24 protein-coding genes are annotated in these 20,447 nt (G+C 39.2%); 16 read left to right on the top strand and 8 right to left on the bottom strand.

The window, feature by feature from the left end; translation table 11 throughout:
• Nucleotides 1-158 precede the first annotated feature (158 nt).
• On the top strand, nt 159-1,139 hold the full coding sequence (locus tag CQ058_RS19245) for a VrrB protein (protein ID WP_105589929.1): 981 nt from the start codon (nt 159-161) through the stop codon (nt 1,137-1,139).
• A 44-nt stretch (nt 1,140-1,183) separates the two neighbouring features.
• On the opposite strand, the gene CQ058_RS19240 is transcribed toward CQ058_RS19245, so the two are convergent.
• From CQ058_RS19240 to CQ058_RS19220, 5 genes are all read right to left on the bottom strand, one after another.
• Entirely contained in the window at nt 1,184-1,606 is a 423-nt protein-coding gene (locus tag CQ058_RS19240) for a pyrophosphohydrolase domain-containing protein (protein ID WP_002190946.1), read from the bottom strand.
• A 248-nt stretch (nt 1,607-1,854) separates the two neighbouring features.
• Complete coding sequence (locus CQ058_RS19235; RefSeq protein WP_002129504.1) at nt 1,855-2,040, bottom strand: hypothetical protein; 186 nt, start codon at nt 2,038-2,040, stop codon at nt 1,855-1,857.
• Nucleotides 2,041-2,132: 92 nt separating this feature from the next.
• The gene (locus CQ058_RS19230) at nt 2,133-3,212 is read right to left on the bottom strand and encodes a Ger(x)C family spore germination protein (RefSeq protein ID WP_033728174.1); all 1,080 of its coding nucleotides are present in this window, start codon (nt 3,210-3,212) and stop codon (nt 2,133-2,135) included.
• Complete coding sequence (locus CQ058_RS19225; RefSeq protein WP_002190944.1) at nt 3,188-4,282, bottom strand: spore germination protein; 1,095 nt, start codon at nt 4,280-4,282, stop codon at nt 3,188-3,190. Before CQ058_RS19225 ends, CQ058_RS19230 begins: the two co-directional genes overlap by 25 nt.
• A gap of 16 nt (nt 4,283-4,298) precedes the next feature.
• Nucleotides 4,299-6,464, bottom strand: a complete 2,166-nt coding sequence (locus CQ058_RS19220) for a spore germination protein (protein ID WP_002192399.1) — start codon at nt 6,462-6,464, stop codon at nt 4,299-4,301.
• A 152-nt stretch (nt 6,465-6,616) separates the two neighbouring features.
• Between CQ058_RS19220 and CQ058_RS19215 the strand changes: the two genes are divergently transcribed.
• Nucleotides 6,617-7,741 (top strand): homoserine O-acetyltransferase family protein, encoded by a 1,125-nt coding sequence (locus CQ058_RS19215; protein ID WP_002192400.1) that lies wholly within the window; start codon nt 6,617-6,619, stop codon nt 7,739-7,741.
• Between the two features lie 48 nt (nt 7,742-7,789).
• On the opposite strand, the gene CQ058_RS19210 is transcribed toward CQ058_RS19215, so the two are convergent.
• Entirely contained in the window at nt 7,790-7,972 is a 183-nt protein-coding gene (locus CQ058_RS19210) for a hypothetical protein (protein ID WP_002015640.1), read from the bottom strand.
• Between the two features lie 199 nt (nt 7,973-8,171).
• Between CQ058_RS19210 and CQ058_RS19205 the strand changes: the two genes are divergently transcribed.
• The 6 genes from CQ058_RS19205 to CQ058_RS19175 all read left to right on the top strand — a co-directional run bounded on the left by CQ058_RS19205 (nt 8,172) and on the right by CQ058_RS19175 (nt 14,082).
• On the top strand, nt 8,172-8,477 hold the full coding sequence (locus CQ058_RS19205) for a rhodanese-like domain-containing protein (protein ID WP_000141214.1): 306 nt from the start codon (nt 8,172-8,174) through the stop codon (nt 8,475-8,477).
• 76 nt (nt 8,478-8,553) lie between these two features.
• Nucleotides 8,554-8,778 (top strand): spore germination protein, encoded by a 225-nt coding sequence (locus CQ058_RS19200; protein ID WP_000512595.1) that lies wholly within the window; start codon nt 8,554-8,556, stop codon nt 8,776-8,778.
• 20 nt (nt 8,779-8,798) lie between these two features.
• A complete protein-coding gene (locus CQ058_RS19195) occupies nt 8,799-9,122 on the top strand; it encodes a hypothetical protein (protein WP_002190941.1) in 324 nt (107 codons plus the stop codon).
• Between the two features lie 118 nt (nt 9,123-9,240).
• Nucleotides 9,241-11,841, top strand: coding sequence for a BclA-related collagen-like exosporium protein (locus CQ058_RS19190; RefSeq protein WP_105589928.1), 2,601 nt, complete (start codon nt 9,241-9,243; stop codon nt 11,839-11,841).
• 197 nt (nt 11,842-12,038) lie between these two features.
• A complete protein-coding gene (gene moaA, locus CQ058_RS19180) occupies nt 12,039-13,052 on the top strand; it encodes a GTP 3',8-cyclase MoaA (RefSeq protein WP_002138702.1) in 1,014 nt (337 codons plus the stop codon).
• A gap of 16 nt (nt 13,053-13,068) precedes the next feature.
• A complete protein-coding gene (locus tag CQ058_RS19175; protein WP_002190938.1) occupies nt 13,069-14,082 on the top strand; it encodes a molybdopterin-synthase adenylyltransferase MoeB in 1,014 nt (337 codons plus the stop codon).
• A gap of 42 nt (nt 14,083-14,124) precedes the next feature.
• On the opposite strand, the gene moaC is transcribed toward CQ058_RS19175, so the two are convergent.
• Nucleotides 14,125-14,610 (bottom strand): cyclic pyranopterin monophosphate synthase MoaC, encoded by a 486-nt coding sequence (gene moaC / locus CQ058_RS19170; RefSeq protein ID WP_002129484.1) that lies wholly within the window; start codon nt 14,608-14,610, stop codon nt 14,125-14,127.
• A gap of 83 nt (nt 14,611-14,693) precedes the next feature.
• Between moaC and CQ058_RS19165 the strand changes: the two genes are divergently transcribed.
• The 7 genes from CQ058_RS19165 (at nt 14,694) to CQ058_RS19135 (ending at nt 19,376) form a co-directional block, all read left to right on the top strand.
• A complete protein-coding gene (locus tag CQ058_RS19165) occupies nt 14,694-15,983 on the top strand; it encodes a molybdopterin molybdotransferase MoeA (protein WP_002190935.1) in 1,290 nt (429 codons plus the stop codon).
• Nucleotides 15,947-16,468, top strand: coding sequence for a molybdopterin-guanine dinucleotide biosynthesis protein B (gene mobB, locus CQ058_RS19160; protein WP_002143449.1), 522 nt, complete (start codon nt 15,947-15,949; stop codon nt 16,466-16,468). Before CQ058_RS19165 ends, mobB begins: the two co-directional genes overlap by 37 nt.
• The gene (gene moaE, locus CQ058_RS19155) at nt 16,465-16,929 is read left to right on the top strand and encodes a molybdopterin synthase catalytic subunit MoaE (RefSeq protein ID WP_002164944.1); all 465 of its coding nucleotides are present in this window, start codon (nt 16,465-16,467) and stop codon (nt 16,927-16,929) included. The genes mobB and moaE overlap by 4 nt, the downstream gene beginning before the upstream one ends.
• A gap of 2 nt (nt 16,930-16,931) precedes the next feature.
• Nucleotides 16,932-17,165, top strand: a complete 234-nt coding sequence (gene moaD / locus CQ058_RS19150) for a molybdopterin converting factor subunit 1 (RefSeq protein ID WP_002015653.1) — start codon at nt 16,932-16,934, stop codon at nt 17,163-17,165.
• 99 nt (nt 17,166-17,264) lie between these two features.
• On the top strand, nt 17,265-17,687 hold the full coding sequence (locus CQ058_RS19145) for a DUF3888 domain-containing protein (RefSeq protein ID WP_002089063.1): 423 nt from the start codon (nt 17,265-17,267) through the stop codon (nt 17,685-17,687).
• A 33-nt stretch (nt 17,688-17,720) separates the two neighbouring features.
• Complete coding sequence (glcU, locus tag CQ058_RS19140; RefSeq protein WP_002015656.1) at nt 17,721-18,578, top strand: glucose uptake protein GlcU; 858 nt, start codon at nt 17,721-17,723, stop codon at nt 18,576-18,578.
• A 12-nt stretch (nt 18,579-18,590) separates the two neighbouring features.
• Nucleotides 18,591-19,376, top strand: a complete 786-nt coding sequence (locus CQ058_RS19135; RefSeq protein ID WP_002015659.1) for a glucose 1-dehydrogenase — start codon at nt 18,591-18,593, stop codon at nt 19,374-19,376.
• 74 nt (nt 19,377-19,450) lie between these two features.
• Here CQ058_RS19135 and CQ058_RS19130 read toward each other — a convergent pair whose 3' ends face one another.
• Complete coding sequence (locus tag CQ058_RS19130; RefSeq protein ID WP_002143447.1) at nt 19,451-19,930, bottom strand: CarD family transcriptional regulator; 480 nt, start codon at nt 19,928-19,930, stop codon at nt 19,451-19,453.
• Nucleotides 19,931-20,210: 280 nt separating this feature from the next.
• On the opposite strand from CQ058_RS19130, the gene CQ058_RS19125 reads away from it, so the two are divergent.
• Entirely contained in the window at nt 20,211-20,447 is a 237-nt protein-coding gene (locus tag CQ058_RS19125; protein WP_002089059.1) for a DUF2553 family protein, read from the top strand.

The following is a 20,447-nucleotide window of genomic DNA, read 5'->3' as shown; positions in this document are numbered from 1 at the left end:
CCCCCTTTCAAGTGAAAGAAAAATAATCAGTCAATTAATCCTATCATGAATGGAGAACGAAGAAAAAGGTGCGGAATTCCTATATAGACAAACACCTATTCTTCTATAGGAAATATGATAAAAAAGGTAGGTTAAATTGAGCAGAAGAGGTGAAAGGAATGAAAGGGATGGACAATAATGCACCACATGGCTTCTTCGGAGGTGGATCGGATAGTTATGGACACATGATGTTTATGGGAGGAGATGGTCAACACGGATATGGCGGAATCCCAAGTTGGATGGGAGGAGCAGCTGGAGGATTTCCGACGTCAGTGGCGGGTGTACAAACAGGATTCCCAACATCAGTAGCTGGAGTGCAAACAGGATTTCCGGCAGTAGTAGGAGGTACACAAGGAGGAGTGCCTGTAGGTATGCCAACTACATTTCCATCTTTCGTTGGCGGTGTACAAACAGGATTTCCTGTACCTGGCGTTGGTGTTGTAGCTGGTGGAATCGGCGGATTCCCTCAAGGTGTTCACGGTCATCATGAGCATCACGGCCATCATCATCATCAACACGGTCATCATCAGCACCACGGTCATCATCAGCATCATGGCCATCATCAAATTCATCCGCAGGCTGTCCTTTATCAAACACACCAAGGCCACCATCAGCACCAAGGCCACCATCAGCACCAAGGCCACCATCAGCACCACGGTCACCATCAGCACCAAGGTCATCAAGATCATCACGGCCACCATCAGCAACAAGTACATCACCAAGGCCACCACCAAATTCATCCGCAAGCTGTTCTTTTCCAAACACACCAAGGCCAACACCATCACCAAGGCCAACATCGTCACCAAGGCCAACACCATCACCAAGGCCAACATCATCACCAGGGCCAACACCATCATCAAGGTCAACACCATCATCAAGGTCAACACCATCATCAAGGTCAACAGCATCATCAAGGTCAACAGCATCATCAAGATCAACAACATCATCAAGGTCAACAGTATCATCAAGGTCAACAACAATACCAACAGTATCAGCAGCAACAACAGCCTTGGGCAGGTGGAATTGGAGCAGGAACGGCAGCAGGAGCAGCAGCTGGTACTGCAGGAGCAGCAGGACACGCGGGACACGTGGGTCATTAATAGACCAAAGGAAAAAAGACATAATAAAAAACTGCTAGGAGATCCTAGCAGTTTTTTTCTGCCTCTTGACGTTGGCGTTCGATTTCCGCACGAAGTTGTGGTTCTGGTGCTTGCCATCTTTCTGGTTTCATAATTTTGCCGTCGCCCTCGCGGAATCGAGGCTTTCCATCAGGGAATAGTTTTGCCATGTTAGCATTGTTTACAATTTCGAATCCTTTATCTGGACGTACGCCCATTTCTGCAAACGTTCCGAATGCAAAGTAAATAAGGTCAATAAGTGCATCATATTGATCTTCAACAGTTGTTGCTTCTAGAAATTCTTCTAGCTCTTCTTGCATAAAGCTAGCACGAATTTTTGCACGCTTTTCTGTTAGTTTTGTTGGAGTACTTGTCACAGGATGTCCGAATTCTTCATGCATTTTTGCAACAAGTTCGTATCCTTTATCTAAACCTTTTTCGTTTGTCATGTTGTTTCATCCTTTCTTACGTTATGCCGAATTTTATCCCGCATTAACGGGCAGTAAGACTCCCACCTCAAAAGTCGCAAATGCGAGGAAGTGAGGTGGGAGATAACTGCCCGTAAAAGCCCGATTGGTTCAACTAATAATCAGTGGGGAATGGACAAAATCCCCACTGATTAAAGTTTCACTTTATTGTAACATAAGGTAGTTATTAAATAAAAAGAACATCTTATGAGAAATAAGATGTTCGCTCGTTATTCTTCTTTCTTAATTAAAACGGATAAAATAAGATCGATGCCAAACATTCCGATGAGTAGCATTGGTATAACTACAAGTAAATAACGTGTGAAAGAAACATTTTTTAAGTATGTATGAGCAAATAAAAAGACGCCGAGAAATAAAATACCATTTAAAATAGGTTTTACTAATTTTTTAGACATAAGCTCCCCCGTAAATATCCCTTTTCTCTATTTAAAAATAAAAACTCTCCTCTCCGTTGTACCATGCCAGAGAGGGGAGTTCAATCATTAACTTATTCAATTACACCAGAATTTGTAATATTGACAGTGTATGTCACCTTAATAGGAACATCTTTATACATTCTTCGCCACTCTTCTAATTTGAATGGACGGTAATGTTCTTTATACCTTGCGCCGAGACCGAGTGGATCCACATTCAAAGATTTAAACTGTTTAATTAGTTTATTAGCTTTTGCACCTAATTGTTTTTCAACTGATTTTTCTATTTTTTTTGTGTTCTTTTTATTTTCTAAGTTGAACTGTTTAGATAGTTCTTGAATACGTGCTTCTAGTTTGACGTGTATGAAAAATGATGGTTTACCATCTTTAATACTTACTTGGTAAGTTGGGACGGATCGAATATTATTAATGATTGTGTATCCTGAGTTTGCTTTAAATTCATGTGAATCTAATCGGTGTTTTTCCAATAAACCTTTAAAGGCAAACATATCATGATAACTAATTTTGCCAATATATTTATCTCCTTTTAAAAGGCCGATGCCAGTAATTTTTATTTTATCTTTATCTTTTTTGAGAATTGGTAAATAGGAATCTTGGCCTTCACGATAATATCGATAGGCTCCTAAATGTAGATTGTCAGTAGGTAAAGGACCCGTTTTCATATTATGGTCTAACATTTTCTTTATATAAATTGCAACGTTAGATGATGTTGTATATTTACCCTTTAGTAAGTCTAGCCCTGTTCCCTCTAATAAACCGACATACATAGAGTTCCCGATATTCACATCACGAATTAACGTGTCAAAGGAAGTTGACAACCCTTTTTTAGCAATTTTTGTAGTAAATAAAGCAATACGCATTTGTCCACTTGCAAACGGTTGAGCGGATTCTAAAGAAGTATCCGCTTTTACTTGTTTTACTGCGTTTCCTACGCCTTCAAAGACTTGAACTTTATTACCTTTTTTCTGTATAGGACATACGAATGTGACTTTTACTTTATTATCTTTTGCTGTATCAAAAACAGTCCCTTGAATTAGGTTGACATCATCGATAATATTTTTTTGTAAGCAACCAGTTAGACTGAAGATGCTAATACAAGAAAGAAGCATTAATTTTCTTTTGATTTTTTCCATTTTCTTTTCACCCACACAATAATAAATAGAATTGGGATGTATATGTATATAAGCCAAAAACTAATTCTTGACGCATTACTAATAAAGTCATTAATATCATGTCTGTTTGTTAAAAGTTGTGAAACAATGAGGGTAATAAGCATAAAAGCAATTAAAACACCTCTTTGTTTTACACGAAATATTTCGTGTGTTCCTCTTGTTGCTGCCCATAAAGGAAGAATGAAGCTCGTAACAATAACGAGAGTATAAGCTGAGATTGCAATGTACTCTAGCCGTTCTATGAAAGGAAGTTGGACAACTTGAGTCATAGAGAGCTGGGCCCAAATTGTTTTGGATAATTGTTTTTCGCTAAAGAAGGTAAAAGCTAAGAGGGTGCTAAATAAATATAAAAGATTAGAGAATAGCGCACCGTATTGTGCAAATTTATGAGATTTCTTAGACTCTTTTATAAATGGATAAATCATAAGAAAAATTTCAAATCCGCTCATAGTATAGATTGATAATTGAGCTGCTTTTAAAATGTCTGAAAATGAATGTGACAATACAGGGAGTAAATTAGACCAGTGAGTGTATTTTAAGATAAAAAGGCTAAGGAAAAGATATCCAAGTGTCCCGCCGATAGAAATGACACAGATACCAGTAATAACACGAAAACCAGATGAGATAATATAGTAACCGACTAAGCATAGAAAAGTTGTTAGCATCCAAATCGAAGCAGAAGGAAACATCCATACTTGAATAATTTCTACATATGTTCGTACAACGGAAATACTAACGGTTAAAAAATACGCTATAAAAATGAGGTTAATGCCGTTTCCTAGCCATTTTCCAAATGTTTGTCGATGTAAATCAATTAAATTTCCGTTTGTTTCTTTTAACAAGAAATACATCATCCATAGGAGAATATGAATGATGATTCCTGTGAGAAAGACACTTATCCAGCCGTCGTATCCAGCTGCTTTCGCAATAATGCGGGCAAATCCGAGAACACCAGCACCAAATTGTGCACCGTGAATTAAGAAGAAAACGAAGATAGGTGATATTTGGTGTTCTGCTTTAATTTTACTCATCGATGCACCTCATTTCTTAATCATCAAAATCAGATGTATGTTTCGTAGAAATTCCATTAGTTGCTTTCTTTACGTGTTGCGGTCTTGCTTGAACATCTCGTGTATCAATCATTGTTAATGGAAAACGAATCCAAGAATCTTTAAAGGATTGTTGTCTCGTTGGATAAAAGAGAGCGTACGGCTTACGTAAAGAAGTAAGTCTAAACAAATGGGTAAATAAAAAGATAAATCCAAGAGAGATACCGAAGAGTCCTCCTATTTCTGCGAATGCTAGAAATGGGAAACGCAGTAATCGAACGGCGTTACCCATTTTATAAATCGGTGTAATGAAGGAAGCGAGTGCTGATAAGGCAACGATAATTAATAAAATATTACTCGTTAAACCAGCTTGTACAGATGCTTGCCCGATTACGATACCGCCTACAATACCGAGCGTTTGTCCGACTTTCATCGGTAATCGCGCACCAGCTTCTCTTAATAGATCAATTGCGAGTTCTAAAAAGAGTGCTTCTATTAAGGGTGGAAACGGCACTTGTGCCCTTGATAAAATTAATGTTTCAAGTAAGTCACTAGGAATTAATTCATAGTGATAATTTAAAACCGCTACATATAATGGCGTGGCACAAATTGAGAATAGAACAGCGATCAATCTTAAAAACCTTGAGAATGTAGCGTATAACCAAGAAACGTTATAGTCTTCTGGTGAAATGAAAAAGTCGAAATATGATACAGGTGTTAAGAGGACACTTGGTGAACCATCAACAAAAATAGCGATTTTGCCATCAATAAGTGCTTTTGTGACTCTATCAGTGCGTTCTGTATTTATATAGAGAGGGAAAATTGACTTTTCACCCATTAATTCTTGTATATAAGCACTATCGTTAATTTGATCATATTCAAGAGCCCGCAATGATTCTTCTAGAAACTCTACATTATCTTTTTCAGCGAGGTTGTCTAAATACATCATGACAACCTTTGTTTTTGAAAACTCTCCGATAATCATCTCTTTTGTTTGTAGCTCTAAAACAGGCAGGCGTTTTCGTACTAAATTAATATTTGTATCAATAGCTTCTACGAAACCTTCCTGAGGTCCGATAACGGTTGATTCATTTAATGGAGGACTGGGCGCCCGGTAATTATCAATTGCAATGTTTGCAAGCATACATTTTTGATCTTGCTGATTTAATTGAATAATTGCATGTCCTTTTAAAACCATGTCCTCAATTTTTTGTAAGTCGTTCGTAATTGTAATACCACTCATCGGAATATGTTCTTTTAATTCTTCTAATGGAGTGCAAGGACGTTCCATTAGAGTAGGCATTAAATACTTTTGCAATTTCTCACCATCAAGTGAAGGACGATAGTAAGAAATCCAATAAGGCATCGTTTCATCATCTGATGTGTGGTAATTAACAAAATCACTAGACTTTTTCAGCTTCTCTATTAAATCTTGTAGAGAATGAATATGGTCATTTTCTGGTTTGCTAAAGTCATAAATGCTGTTACTTCCTGAGGTTTGCTGTTTGTTTTGAGAATTATCCTCTTGCTTAGAATTTTGCTGTTTGTTTTGAGAATTATCATCTTGTTTAGAATTTTGCTGTTTGTCTTGAGAAGAATCATCTTGTTTAGAATTTTGCTGTTTGTCTTGAGAAGAATCATCTTGCTTAGAGTTTTGCTGCTTGTTTTGAGAATTATCCTCCTGCTTAGAATTTTGCTGCTTGTTTTGAGAATTATCCTCTTGCTTAGAATTTTGCTGTTTGTTTTGAGAATTATCCTCTTGCTTAGAATTTTGCTGTTTGTTTTGAGAAGAGTCCTCTTGTTTAGAACCTTGCTGTTTGTTTTGAGAATTATCATCTTGTTTAGAATTTTGCTGTTTGTTTTGAGAATTATCATCTTGCTTAGAATTTTGCTGTTTGTTTTGAGAATTATCCTCTTGCTTAGAACTTTGCTGTTTGTTTTGAGAATTATCATCTTGCTTAGAACTTTGTTGTTTGTTTTGAGAATTATCCTCTTGTTTAGAGTTTTGTTGTTTGTCTTGAGAAGAATCATCAGTTTGTTCCGTACTTTTTGGCTCGTCATTCTTATCTTTGTTATGTTCCTTTTGATCATCAGACTGTTGTTTCGAATCATTTGTCTCTTTTGTACTTGAATTTTTTTTCTTACGTAACCAATTCCAAATCATATGTATGCCCTCTTTGATCTTGTAATATAGTGCTATTTTGTGGCTATTTTTGTATATTATTCATTTATTTATGAAAAGAAGAAGGAGAATGCTTTCCGTAGAAAAAATCCTTTAGTAAGGAGTTTATAATATGACGGGAAGAAGGCGAGTCTGTGCAAATTGTAAAAAAGGAGAAGTTTGTTTTAAAAGAGTTTGTGTTTGAAAATGGTAGGGAAATTCCTGTTCAAATGGGGTATGAGACGTATGGCACTTTAAATAGAGAAAGATCAAATGCAATTTTGGTTTGTCACTATTTTAGTGCAACAAGTCATGCGGCAGGAAAATATACAGAGCATGATGAGGAAGCTGGTTGGTGGGATGGATTAATTGGACCTGGAAAAGCAATTGATACAAATAAATATTTCGTTATATGCACTGATAACCTTTGTAATGTACAGGTGAAGAACCCTTACGTGATTACAACGGGACCAAAATCGATAAATCCGATGACTGGTTTTGAGTATGCGATGGATTTTCCAGTTTTCACATTTTTAGATGTAGCACGTATGCAATATGAGTTAATAAAAGATATGGGGATTGCTAGGCTACATGCTGTAATGGGACCATCGGCAGGTGGGATGATTGCGCAGCAATGGGCTGTTCACTATCCTCATATGGTAGAACAAATGATTGGAGTTATTACGAATCCACAAAATCCAATTATAACGTCGGGAAATGTAGCGCAAAATGCGATTGAAGCAATTCAGCTTGATCCAAACTGGAAAGGTGGAAAGTATGGAGAAGAGCAGCCAACGAAGGGTCTTCATTTAGCAAATCGAATGATGTTTATGAATGCGTTTGATGAACATTTTTATGAAATGGCATTCCCGCGGAACAGTATAGAAATGGCACCTTATCAGGAATTTTCTGCATTAACATCATTTGAGAAAGAAATTAATAAAGTGACATGCAAAAGTATAGATTTAGTAGATGCAAATTCGTGGATGTACACTGCGAAAGCAGTCTTATTACATGATATTGCGCATGGATTTTCTTCTTTAGAAGAGGCTCTTTCTAATATAGAAGCGAATGTACTCATGATTCCGTGCAAACAAGATTTACTTCAGCCACCTCGTTATAATTATAAAATGGTAGACATTTTGCAAAAACAGGGGAAATATGCAGAAGTGTATGAGATAGAAAGTATAAATGGGCATATGGCTGGGGCATTAGATGTTCATTTGTTTGAAAAGAAAGTTTACGAGTTTTTAAATCGGAAAGTATCTAGTTTTGTGTAGGAAATAATTAATGTGGAAAGGTGCATGATTTATAGTAGGCACCTTTTTTTACATGATTTGCAGACGGAAAATATATGAAGCGACTGATAAACCGAAGAAAGCTATACTAAGTAATAGAAATAAGAATGACATTTCTTGAGGGGATTTTATCTTTTTATTATTTTTCATACTAAGAGCAATAACTGCAAAAACTAAGAAAATGATGCCCATAATGAAAAGAAAAAGTGTCATTTTAACTGGCTCCTTTCATCAAACAAGTATATTGAGGATACAATGCGCCAGTTATGTTTGTAAAGAATAAGTTTTGCGGGGAAATTGAGAAATAAATGTTCCATTCTTTGCGTTCCTTCCTTCGCATGCTAAAATTGATGAGAAATGATTGTTTAAAGAAGAAACTGAAGGTTTTATTGTATATAAGGAGGAACTACATATGACAGAAGTAAAAACAATTACTACAGAAGAAGTGCAAGAGCGTTTAGAAAATGGAGAAACATTATTTTTAGTAGATGTAAGGGAAGATGAAGAAGTAGCGGCAGGGAAAATTCCGGAAGCTGTACATATTAAAATGGGCGATATTCCAAATAAAGTAGATTTCTTTGAGAAAGAGAATGAATATATCTTTATTTGCCGTTCGGGAATGCGTAGTGAAAATGTATGCCATTATTTAAATGAGCAAGGATTTAAAACAGTGAATATGGTTGGCGGTATGCTTCAATATGAAGGCGAAACTAAATAAGTAGCTGCAAAAACTTGAAACGAGTCTGTTTCAAGTTTTTTTCTTTTGCATACAGTATACAAAAGGGGGAGGGGAAATGGGAATTAACATGCGTAAAGTAAAAATTATTAATAATACAGGAGCTGTTAATGTCGGCGACTGTTATGATATCTCACCTTTAGCTGTGGCAAAAATATATGCTGGTGCTGGAGGATCGAGTGCGGCTGTGTTTTTAAATGGGAAACGACAGCCAGAAGCTGTGATTAGAACATCAGTGTTTCTTCCACCATTGGCGACGAGTACACGTACATTAGGTGCATAAAGGAAAGGTAGAGTGTAAGTATGCCTGCACGTATTAAAGAATTTATTATCGTTAATAATACTGGGAATATATTCACGGGTGATAATTTGAGTGATAATTCGTTTACTGCTTCGAAATCGTATAGTGGTTCAATGGGGTGTACTTGGATTGATGTTGTTACAGTAATAGGAACAGAGACGAAGCTTTGTTTACAGCCGGGAGATTCGGTGACGACAACCTATACACGAGGTACCCCTGCTGGTACTGTAACGGGAACAAATATGGGGCAAGGTGCAAATGTATCGAGTATATCGCAAGCTGTCCCTAATACAGATAATATGGATTCAGTTGCTGGACTCCCTTAAGGAATTAAGGGAGTTTTTATTATTTAGAATAAAAATAGTCTTTGAGATTGTTTTTGTAAATACATATTAAGAAGAGGTTTGTTTAAAGTAAAAAAGATGGTGTGTAGGTGGTGAAAGTGTGAAAGAGCGCGATAGACAAAATTCATTAAACTCTAATTTCAGAATTTCACCGAATCTTATTGGACCTACTTTTCCTCCCGTTCCAACGGGATTTACTGGCATTGGGATTACTGGTCCAACCGGTCCACAAGGCCCGACTGGCCCACAAGGACCAAGGGGATTTCAAGGTCCGATGGGGGAGATGGGCCCGACAGGACCTCAAGGAGTGCAAGGGATTCAAGGACCAGCTAGACAAATGGGTGCAACAGGACCAGAAGGACAGCAGGGACCACAAGGATTAAGGGGACCACAGGGAGAAACTGGAGCGACAGGACCTCAAGGAGTGCAAGGGTTACAAGGTCCGATTGGTCCGACCGGAGCGACTGGGGCACAAGGAATACAGGGGATACAGGGATTACAGGGGCCGATTGGAGCTACCGGGCCAGAGGGACCTCAAGGAATTCAAGGAGTGCAAGGGGTACCGGGTGCAACAGGTTCACAAGGAATACAAGGAGCTCAAGGGATACAAGGCCCACAAGGACCGAGTGGAAATACGGGAGCAACAGGAGTGACTGGTCAGGGGATTAGTGGTCCGACTGGAATAACAGGTCCAACAGGGATAACCGGCCCATCTGGAGGACCTCCAGGTCCGACTGGAGCAACTGGTGCGACAGGGCCAGGAGGTGGACCGAGTGGAAGTACAGGTGCGACGGGAGCGACTGGAAATACTGGAGTAACTGGAAGTGCGGGAGTGACTGGAAATACAGGTCCGACTGGAAGTACAGGAGAAACAGGAGCACAGGGCCTGCAAGGAATACAAGGGGTTCAAGGGCCAATTGGATCAACGGGTCCAGAAGGTCCGCAAGGTATTCAAGGTATTCCTGGTCCGACAGGAGTAACTGGTGAACAAGGAATCCAAGGGGTTCAGGGAATTCAAGGGATAACGGGGGCAACCGGAGATCAAGGTCCGCAAGGTATACAAGGGGCCATAGGACCTCAAGGTATAACAGGAGCAACCGGAGATCAAGGCCCACAAGGAATACAAGGGGTACCTGGTCCAACCGGGGACACAGGCTCACAAGGAGTCCAAGGAATTCAAGGGCCAATGGGTGATATAGGACCAACAGGCCCAGAAGGCCCAGAAGGACTTCAGGGTCCGCAAGGAATACAAGGAGTGCCAGGACCAGCTGGAGCAACAGGTCCAGAGGGCCCACAAGGAATACAAGGAATTCAAGGACCAATAGGAGTAACAGGTCCAGAAGGTCCACAAGGAATTCAGGGAATACAAGGGATTCAAGGTATAACAGGAGCAACCGGAGCACAAGGAGCAACTGGAGTTCAAGGTGTTCAAGGGAATATAGGAGCAACAGGTCCAGAGGGCCCGCAAGGAGTGCAAGGTACTCAAGGGGATATAGGTCCAACAGGTCCAATGGGTCCACAGGGAGTTCAAGGTATCCAAGGAATTCAAGGACCGACAGGTGCGCAAGGAGTGCAAGGCCCACAAGGAATTCAAGGAATCCAAGGGCCGACAGGAGTAACTGGAGATACGGGTACAACAGGGGTGACAGGGGAAGGGCCGACAGGAGCAACTGGAGTAACTGGTGCAACCGGAGCAACGGGGCTGCAGGGTCCACAAGGAATACAAGGAGTACAAGGAGACATAGGCCCAACCGGTCCGCAAGGTGTTCAAGGTCCACAAGGGATCCAAGGTATAACGGGAGCAACGGGAGATCAAGGGCCGCAAGGAATTCAAGGCCCGCAAGGAATCCAAGGTCCAACAGGTCCTCAAGGAATCCAAGGAGGTCAAGGCCCACAAGGGATACAAGGGGCAACAGGTGTAACCGGAGCACAAGGCCCACAGGGAATTCAAGGGATACAAGGAGTGCAAGGTCCGACTGGTCCACAAGGCCCAACCGGAATACAAGGTGTGCAAGGAGAAATAGGTCCAACTGGTCCGCAAGGTGTGCAAGGTTTACAAGGTCCACAAGGCCCAACCGGGGACACGGGTCCAACAGGAGCGCAAGGCCCACAAGGAATTCAAGGTCCAACGGGAGCAACAGGTTCACAAGGAATTCAAGGTCCAACGGGGGCAACAGGTTCACAAGGTCCAACCGGAGGCACGGGTCCAACAGGTTCACAAGGAATCCAAGGTCCAACGGGAGCAACAGGAGCAACAGGAGCAACTGGAGCGACCGGGGTGACTGGAGTTAGTACAACTGCAACGTATTCCTTTGCAAATAATACTTCAGGAAGTGCTATTTCCGTGTTGTTAGGCGGTACGAATATACCATTACCGAACAATCAAAATATTGGACCGGGAATAACAGTTAGTGGTGGAAATACTGTGTTTACCGTTACAAATGCAGGTAATTATTATATAGCCTACACAATTAATATAACGGCAGCTTTACTTGTAAGTTCGCGTATAACTGTAAATGGAAGTCCGCTAGCAGGAACAATAAATTCACCGGCAGTGGCTACAGGTTCATTTAATGCGACAATTATTAGTAATTTAGCTGCGGGCTCTGCTATTAGTTTACAGTTATTTGGATTACTTGCAGTGGCTACATTATCTACGACAACGCCAGGAGCTACTCTAACTATTATTAGATTAAGTTAATAAGCAAAAAAACCTTGGAACTTTTATGTTTCAAGGTTTTTTATCCCTCTATTTGTGGGCTAATAATCAGTGGGGATGGACAAAACCCCCACTGATTAAAGTTTCACTTTATTCACTTGAGCAAAAACATCGCGGTTCAAAAATATATTATAATAGAATGAAGAGAGGTATAAATTTGGCAGAAAGGGAGAGTGGCGATGCAGGAGAAGGTTAAAGATTTTTTCGGACGCCCACTTCAAGATTTACGCATCTCTGTCATTGATCGTTGTAATTTACGGTGTACGTATTGTATGCCAGCGGAAGTGTTTGGTCCTGATTATGCTTTTTTGAAAGATGAGTTTTTACTGACATTTGATGAAATAGAGCGATTAGCAAAAGTATTTGTTAGCATCGGTGTACGGAAAATTAGACTTACTGGTGGCGAACCCTTGCTCCGTAAGGACTTAACAAAACTTATCGAACGTCTCGTGAAAATTGACGGTTTAGTAGATATAGGATTAACGACAAATGCGATTCATTTAACGAAGCAAGCGAAGGCGTTAAAAGAAGCTGGGTTACACCGAGTAAATGTTAGTTTGGATGCGATAGATGATAATGTGTTCCGCGCAATTAATGGCCGGAATATGAATACGAAGCCAGTGTTAAAAGGAATTATGGCAGCGAAAGAAGCAGGCCTTGAAGTGAAAGTAAATATGGTTGTGAAAAAAGGAATGAATGATCATCAAGTACTTCCGGTTGCTACGTATTTTAAAGAACAAGGAATCACGCTTAGATTTATTGAGTTTATGGATGTTGGCAGTACGAATGGATGGAATTTTGATCAAGTTATTACGAAACGAGAATTAATTGATATGATTCATGGGGTGTATCCAATTGAGCCAGCTGAAGCTCATTATTTTGGTGAGGTTGCGAAGCGGTATCGATACGTTGGAACGAATGTAGAGGTTGGTTTTATTACCTCTGTTTCTGAGTCATTTTGTTCTTCTTGTACGAGAGCAAGAATTTCGGCAGATGGAAAGTTTTATACTTGCTTGTTTGCAACAGAAGGAATGGATTTAAGGAAACTTCTGAGGGAGAACCTTTCGGATAATGAGTTATTAAAAGCTATACAATATGTATGGGAGAATAGAAAAGATCGATATTCAGATGAACGGACAGAAGAAAGTGCGAAAAATCGTCCGAAAATTGAAATGTCTTATATAGGAGGATAAGAAAGGGGGATGTCGTATGCAAGAGCGATATTCAAGACAAATGTTATTTTCTGGTGTTGGGGAAGCAGGGCAACGGAAAATAAGAGGGAAGCACGTGCTCGTTATCGGTGCTGGTGCACTCGGAGCAGCGAATGCAGAAGCAATTGTTAGAGCAGGTGTTGGAAAAATAACAATTGCGGATCGTGATTATGTAGAATGGAGTAATTTACAAAGGCAACAATTATATACAGAAGAAGATGCAAAGCATTATAAACCGAAAGCAATAGCGGCAGCAGAACATTTAAAGGCAATTAATTCCGAAGTAGAAATTGTACCGGTTGTGACTGATGTAACGGTGCAAGAAATGGAAGAGTTAATTAAAGGTGTAGATTTAATATTAGATGCGACAGATAATTTTGAAACGCGCCTTCTTATTAATGATATATCGCAGATGTATAACGTTCCGTGGATATACGGAGGATGCGTTGGAAGCTACGGAGTAACTTATACAATCTTGCCAGGAAAAACGCCGTGTTTTCGATGTTTAATGGAACATCCGGCGAGCGGAGCGACATGTGATACGGCCGGTATTATACAGCCAGCAGTGCAATTAGTAGTTGCACATCAAATAACGGAAGCCTTGAAAATATTAGTAGAAGATTTTGAGGCACTTCGTGAAACGATGCTATCATTTGATCTTTGGAATAATCAACAGATGGCATTTAAAGTGAATAGGCAGAAAAAGGATACATGTTTATCCTGTGGAAAGTTACGTACATATCCGAGTTTAACATTTGAAGCACAAACGAAAACAGAAGTATTATGTGGGCGAAATACAGTTCAAATCCGTCCAGGTGTGCGTCAGGGTTTTAATTTAGAGGAAATTAAAAAGCGCTTACAAAAAAGTGTGGATGTAAAAGCAACGCCGTATTTATTATCATTTCCAGTGGAAGAATATCGTTTTGTTTTATTTACAGATGGCAGGGCGTTTATTCATGGTACGAATGATATGAATGTTGCGAAACGACTATATGCAAGATATATAGGTTGAACCTAAAGGGGAATCCTTTAGGTTCAAATGGAAAAGGTAGGATTAAGAATTTCTAATATAATCTCCATTTTTTCCGCCCGTTTTTTCAAGTAAGTACGTTTCGCCAATAATCATACCCTTATCAACGGCTTTACACATGTCATATACAGTAAGAGCGGTAGCGGAAGCAGCTGTTAAAGCTTCCATCTCAACGCCGGTACTACCTTCTGTTTTAACTTTTACTTCAATAAGTAGCCGATATTGTTCTTCTGACTGTTTCCAATCGAAAGAGACATCAACACCTTTTAATAATAAAGGATGGCACATTGGGATAATATCAGAAGTACGTTTTGCAGCCATAATACCTGCGATTTGTGCGACGGCTAATACGTCACCTTTACCAATTTCGTTGCGTGAGATTTTATCAAAAATTTCTTTTGTAACGAGAATGCTAGAGCATGCTATTGCTGTTCGAACGGTTATTTTTTTGTCACTTATATCAACCATTTTAGCGCGCCCTTGGTCGTTGAAATGTGTGAATGAAGACATGGAATTCCTCCTTGAAGTAATTGCGATTTAATATATAAAGTGTAATCGAGATTAGATATTTTGCAAATATGAGGTGAGAAACAATGGTAGAAAAACGAATCCCGATTCAAGTTGCTGAGGCTGTAGAGCGGGTTATGAAATATGCTAAGCATGGTGAAGTAGAAGAAGTTTCTATTACAGAAAGTTATGGGAGGATTCTTGGAGAGGATGTTGTCTCAGATCACGACGTTCCTCACTTTGATCGTTCTCCTTACGATGGTTTCGCAATTCGAGCAGAAGACACGAAGGAAGCGAGTCAAGAGCAGCCGATTGAATTTGAAGTAATAGGAGAGATCGGAGCAGGATCTGTTTTTACAGAAGAAGTAGGGGCTTTTCAGGCGGTTCGTATTATGACAGGAGCAGCTATTCCAGAAGATTGCAATGCAGTCGTAATGCTAGAACTGACGGAAGGATTCGAGAGGAACGAAAGTACATATATGAAGTTAAAACGTCCTTTCCAAAACGGTGACAATGTGTCATTTAAAGGAGAAGATATAAAACAAAATCAAGTCCTCGTTAAGAAAGGTGTCGTAATCAATCCAGGTGTTGCCGCATTATTAGCGACGTTTGGATATAGCACTGTGAAAGTTGTAAAACAGCCTGTTGTCGGTATTGTAACGACAGGAAGTGAATTACTAGAAGTGCATGAGGCGTTAGAGCCAGGGAAAATTAGAAATAGTAACTCTTACATGATTGCCGCTCAAATTATGAAAGCTGGCGGGAAAGTGCGTTACTATGGGCAACTTGCCGATGAGTTAGATGCATGTTTTACAGCTGTTAAATCAGCGATGGATGAGGTTGATATTTTAATTACAACGGGCGGTGTTTCAGTAGGGGATTACGACTATTTGCCAGCTATTTATGAAAGGTTACAGGCGAATGTACTCTTTAATAAAATAGCGATGAGACCTGGAAGTGTAACGACAGTAGCTGAAGTTGATGGAAAGCTACTCTTTGGTTTATCAGGTAATCCATCAGCTTGTTATGTAGGTTTCGAATTATTTGTGCATCCAATTATGAAAACGTATTTGCATGTGAAGGAGCCTCACGTATATAGAACTGATGCTATTTTACAAAAAGATTTTCCGAAACCAAATCCGTTTACTCGTTTTGTAAGAGCGAAAGCGAGTATTGTTAATGGGGCACTACAAGCGATGCCAGTCGGTTTAGATAAATCGAGTGCGGTCTCTTCACTTGCGGATGCAAATGCTTTTATCGTGCTGCCTGGAGGAACGAGAGGATTTGAAGCAGGAATGAAAGTGTCTGTATTATTGTTAGAATGCTCTGAGGGAAGTGATTGGCCGTGGGCAAAGCCTCTTCAATCTTACAAATAGTAGGGTATCAAAATAGCGGGAAAACAACACTTGTAGAGAAGATGGTACATGCATTAGCTGAAAGAGAAATGAAGGTTGCTACAATTAAACATCATGGTCACGGGGGCTTTCCTGAAGTAGCGCAAAAAGATAGTGAAAGACACCGAAAAGCTGGTGCTGTAGTAAGTAGTGTAGAAGGTGCTGGATTACTATCTTTGTCCTCTTTGCGAGATGAATGGTCCTTGCAAGAAATTATCCGCTTGTACGAATTTTTTGAAGTAGATACGATTTTAATAGAGGGCTATAAAGCTGAGAACTATCCGAAAGTAGTGTTACTTCGTTCTGCGGAAGACGCTGAACTTTTACATAAAGTAGAAAATATAGCGGCAGTTATTACGTGGTATGATGCTTCGTCAAATGTACGAGAAGAATATAAAGTATTTCATATAACAGAAGAAAAATTGTATATAGACTGGTTTTTACAAACAGCTAGGGGTGCAAAATGATAAATACGTATTATGAAGTAATTGATACAGAAATCTCGATTGAAGAGGTGACAAAGAAAGTAGTTCGCCGTGAATGTGGTGCTGTTACAACATTTATCGGGACAGTTAGGGAGTTTACGAAAGGGCGTCGTACACTATACTTAGAGTATGTAGCTTATAAGACGATGGCAGAAAAGATGCTACAGAAAATTGGATCAGAAGTGAAGGAGAAGTGGCCCGGTACACATGTTGCGATTACGCATCGCATCGGCACGCTGCAAATTTCTGATATAGCGGTTGTTGTTGCTGTATCAACGCCTCATCGCAAAGAGGCTTATGAAGCGAATGAATATATTATGGAGCGTATTAAGAAAATTGTTCCAATTTGGAAAAAGGAGTTTTGGGAAGATGGTGACTCATGGATTGGTGACCAATTAGAAAAAACACCATATCCAGCAGGAGAGCCTGGGAAGGAGTTATAAATATGATTCGAGTATTGTTATTTGCGAACTTGCAAGAAGAAGCAGGAACGAGTGAATTACAAATAGAGAAAGAAGATATTACTGTTGCAGAGTTAAAAGATATTGTTGCGAAAGAATATAATGTACCAGTTTCAGCGCCAATTATGGTTGCGATTAATGAAGAGTACGCAAATGAAGATGACACGATACACACTGGTGATGTAGTTGCACTAATACCACCAGTGAGTGGTGGTTAATATTGGATTTATGCTATGAAAAACGACTTTCCTAAATAGGGAAAGTCGTTTTTTTATGGCATTTTGGAGAACACTATCTTATAGGAAAAGGAGGAAGTTATGAAAAAGATATGTGTAATGATTGCAATGATATGTTCTGTTTTTTTCTTTTCTCCAAGCAATTCTTTGGCAAAAGAATCGACGGAACAGCTTTTAGAAAGTGCGTTACTGAATCGATATTACTCGGTTATAAGGCAAGTGACAGAAGATCAGTATGAATGTGACTCAGTTACAAATATAAAGCGTCTAGGCAAGAAAGATGAGTTTGTTCCTAGGTTTGAAGTTACGATACAATTTCTTACATTTCAAGGGGCACATAATCCGCCGAATGATAAAGTTACACTTACTTTGGAAGACAATTTAGATCACATAAAGATAAAGAAAGTGGAGCGAGAAAAGAATGTTTCTGGTGCTATTGTAGAAAAGATTTGTGCACGAAAAAACGAAAAAATAAAAGCTCACTCTAATGATTTAGAGCGATAACCTATGACATTTTGTAGAGAAAGGTAATGAGCGATGGATATACTTTTAGCGATTTTACCAGCTATATTTTGGGGGAGTATTGTGCTATTTAACGTGAAACTGGGCGGGGGACCGTATAGTCAAACGCTCGGTACAACGTTCGGTGCACTTATCTTCTCAATTGTTGTTTATATTTTTATGAAGCCGGTATTAACTCCGACCGTTATTGGAGTTGGAATTGTATCTGGCTTATTTTGGGCACTTGGTCAAGCGAATCAATTAAAAAGTATTGATTTAATGGGTGTTTCTAGGACGATGCCGATTTCAACAGGGCTTCAATTAGTCGCGACAACATTATTTGGGGTTATCGTGTTTCATGAATGGTCAACGACGATATCGGTCGTTCTTGGAGTTTTGGCGCTCGTTTGTATTATTATCGGGGTTATTTTAACATCGCTGCAAAGTAAAGAAGAGAAGAATGCAGAGCAAGCAGGAAATTTTAAAAAAGGAATTATTATTTTATTAATTTCAACAGTCGGTTATTTAGTTTACGTAGTAGTTATCCGGTTATTTAACGTGAACGGTTGGTCGGCTTTATTACCACAAGCGGTCGGTATGGTATTAGGCGGGATTTTACTCACATTTAAACATCATCCATTCAATAAATATGCGATTCGAAATATTCTTCCAGGATTGATTTGGGCAGCTGGAAATATGTTTTTATTCATTTCGCAGCCAAGAGTTGGGGTCGCAACAAGCTTTTCCCTTTCACAAATGGGAATTATTATTTCGACGCTTGGCGGGATCTTTATATTAGGTGAAAGGAAAACGAAGCGTCAATTAATTGGGATTGTTATTGGTATCGTTTTTATCATTGCAGCTGGAATTATGCTGGGGATTGCGAAAAGTTAAGGAGGTATTAAAATGTATAGTGATTTAGAAGGGAAAGTCGTCGTTATTACAGGATCAGCAACTGGTCTTGGAAGAGCCATGGGAGTAAGATTTGCTAAAGAGAAGGCGAAAGTTGTTATTAACTATCGCTCAAGAGAGTCAGAAGCGAACGATGTATTAGAAGAAATAAAAAAGGTAGGTGGAGAAGCGATTGCTGTCAAAGGTGATGTGACGGTCGAGGCAGATGTTGTGAATCTCATTCAATCTGCTGTGAAAGAGTTTGGTACGCTCGACGTTATGATTAATAATGCAGGGATAGAAAACGCGGTACCGTCGCATGAAATGCCGTTAGAGGATTGGAATAAAGTAATTCATACAAATTTAACAGGTGCTTTTTTAGGAAGTCGTGAAGCGATTAAATATTTTGTGGAACACGATATTAAAGGTTCGGTTATTAATATGTCTAGTGTTCATGAGAAAATCCCGTGGCCATTATTTGTGCATTATGCGGCTAGTAAGGGGGGGATTAAGCTTATGACAGAAACGTTAGCGTTAGAATATGCACCAAAAGGTATTCGGGTAAATAATATTGGGCCTGGTGCAATTAATACGCCAATTAATGCTGAAAAATTTGCTGACCCGAAAAAACGTGACGACGTAGAAAGTATGATTCCAATGGGTTACATTGGAAAACCTGAAGAAATCGCAGCAGTAGCAACGTGGCTTGCTTCAGCAGAGGCAAGTTACGTAACTGGAATTACGTTATTTGCAGATGGTGGAATGACTTTATATCCATCGTTTCAAGCGGGGCGTGGGTAATATGAAAGGCCAAAGAGATTTAACTCTTTGGCCTTTTTTACGCAAAAAAAAATAGCGGTCGGCTATTTTTAAAATTAATGATTGATTGTATCTTGAAGAAATTCTGTTGCTTGATGTTCTGAAACATTCTGTACGAGCGCAACTTCACTAATAACCATTTTACGCGCATTATCTAGCATTTGTTTTTCGCTCGCATTTAATGCTCTTTCTTTATTGCGACGAAGTAAATCACGAACAACTTCTGCACTATCTTGAAGATTGCCGTTCTTCATTTTTTCCATATTCATTGTATATCTTTGTTTCCAAGAGAGTGAGGGGTCTGATTCCCCATGATGAAATTCAAGAAGTATACCATCTAAAGTACCTTTATCGACGATATAACGTATACCTGATTTTTGTAATTGATTTATCGGAAGCATTACTTGCATATCTTTACTAATGATGCGTATAACACAATATTGACGCGTAGTGCCTAATATTTCTTTCTCTTCAATTGCTTCGATGATTCCTGCACCGTGCATTGGATAAACGATTTTATCACCAATTTGAAACAAATCATCCACCTCCGTATGTGGTAACTACTTTTAATGATAACATACTAGGATAAAAATGTCAAATTTTATATGATATCACATCTGATATGCTGTAGTCAATATATAAAAGTCGTTTTTTTGTTTGTTTTTTTGCTCTTATAAGTTGAATAAATAGGGGGGATTTTTTTAGAAAAATAGTACAGGCGCAGAAAGAGGGCATATCCACTTATTTTTAAGCATAAAATATAAAATCGCTAATACAATATACCTAAATCCGTTCTTTGCAAGGGAGGGAGAGAAGGTGGGGCGCACAATTAGAATTGATATTACAAATAAAGTTGTAGCTAAATTTAGGCAAGATTATTTGGAATTATATACGAGTAAGTTTATGATAGGTAAGTTTTATGTCTATACTGAAGATAAACAATATGTGTTAGAAGACGGATATATATATGAAGATGGAAAGTTTTATCGCATCATAGATACGCACCGTGGCAATAAACAAGCGGCGGAGGGCTGCGATCTAGGATGGTGTTAA

Source organism: Bacillus sp. MYb56 (assembly GCF_002976445.1).
Lineage (GTDB): Bacteria > Bacillota > Bacilli > Bacillales > Bacillaceae_G > Bacillus_A > Bacillus_A mycoides.
Note: the sequence above shows the minus strand (reverse complement) of the source record. Positions and strands in the feature narration are given on the sequence as shown.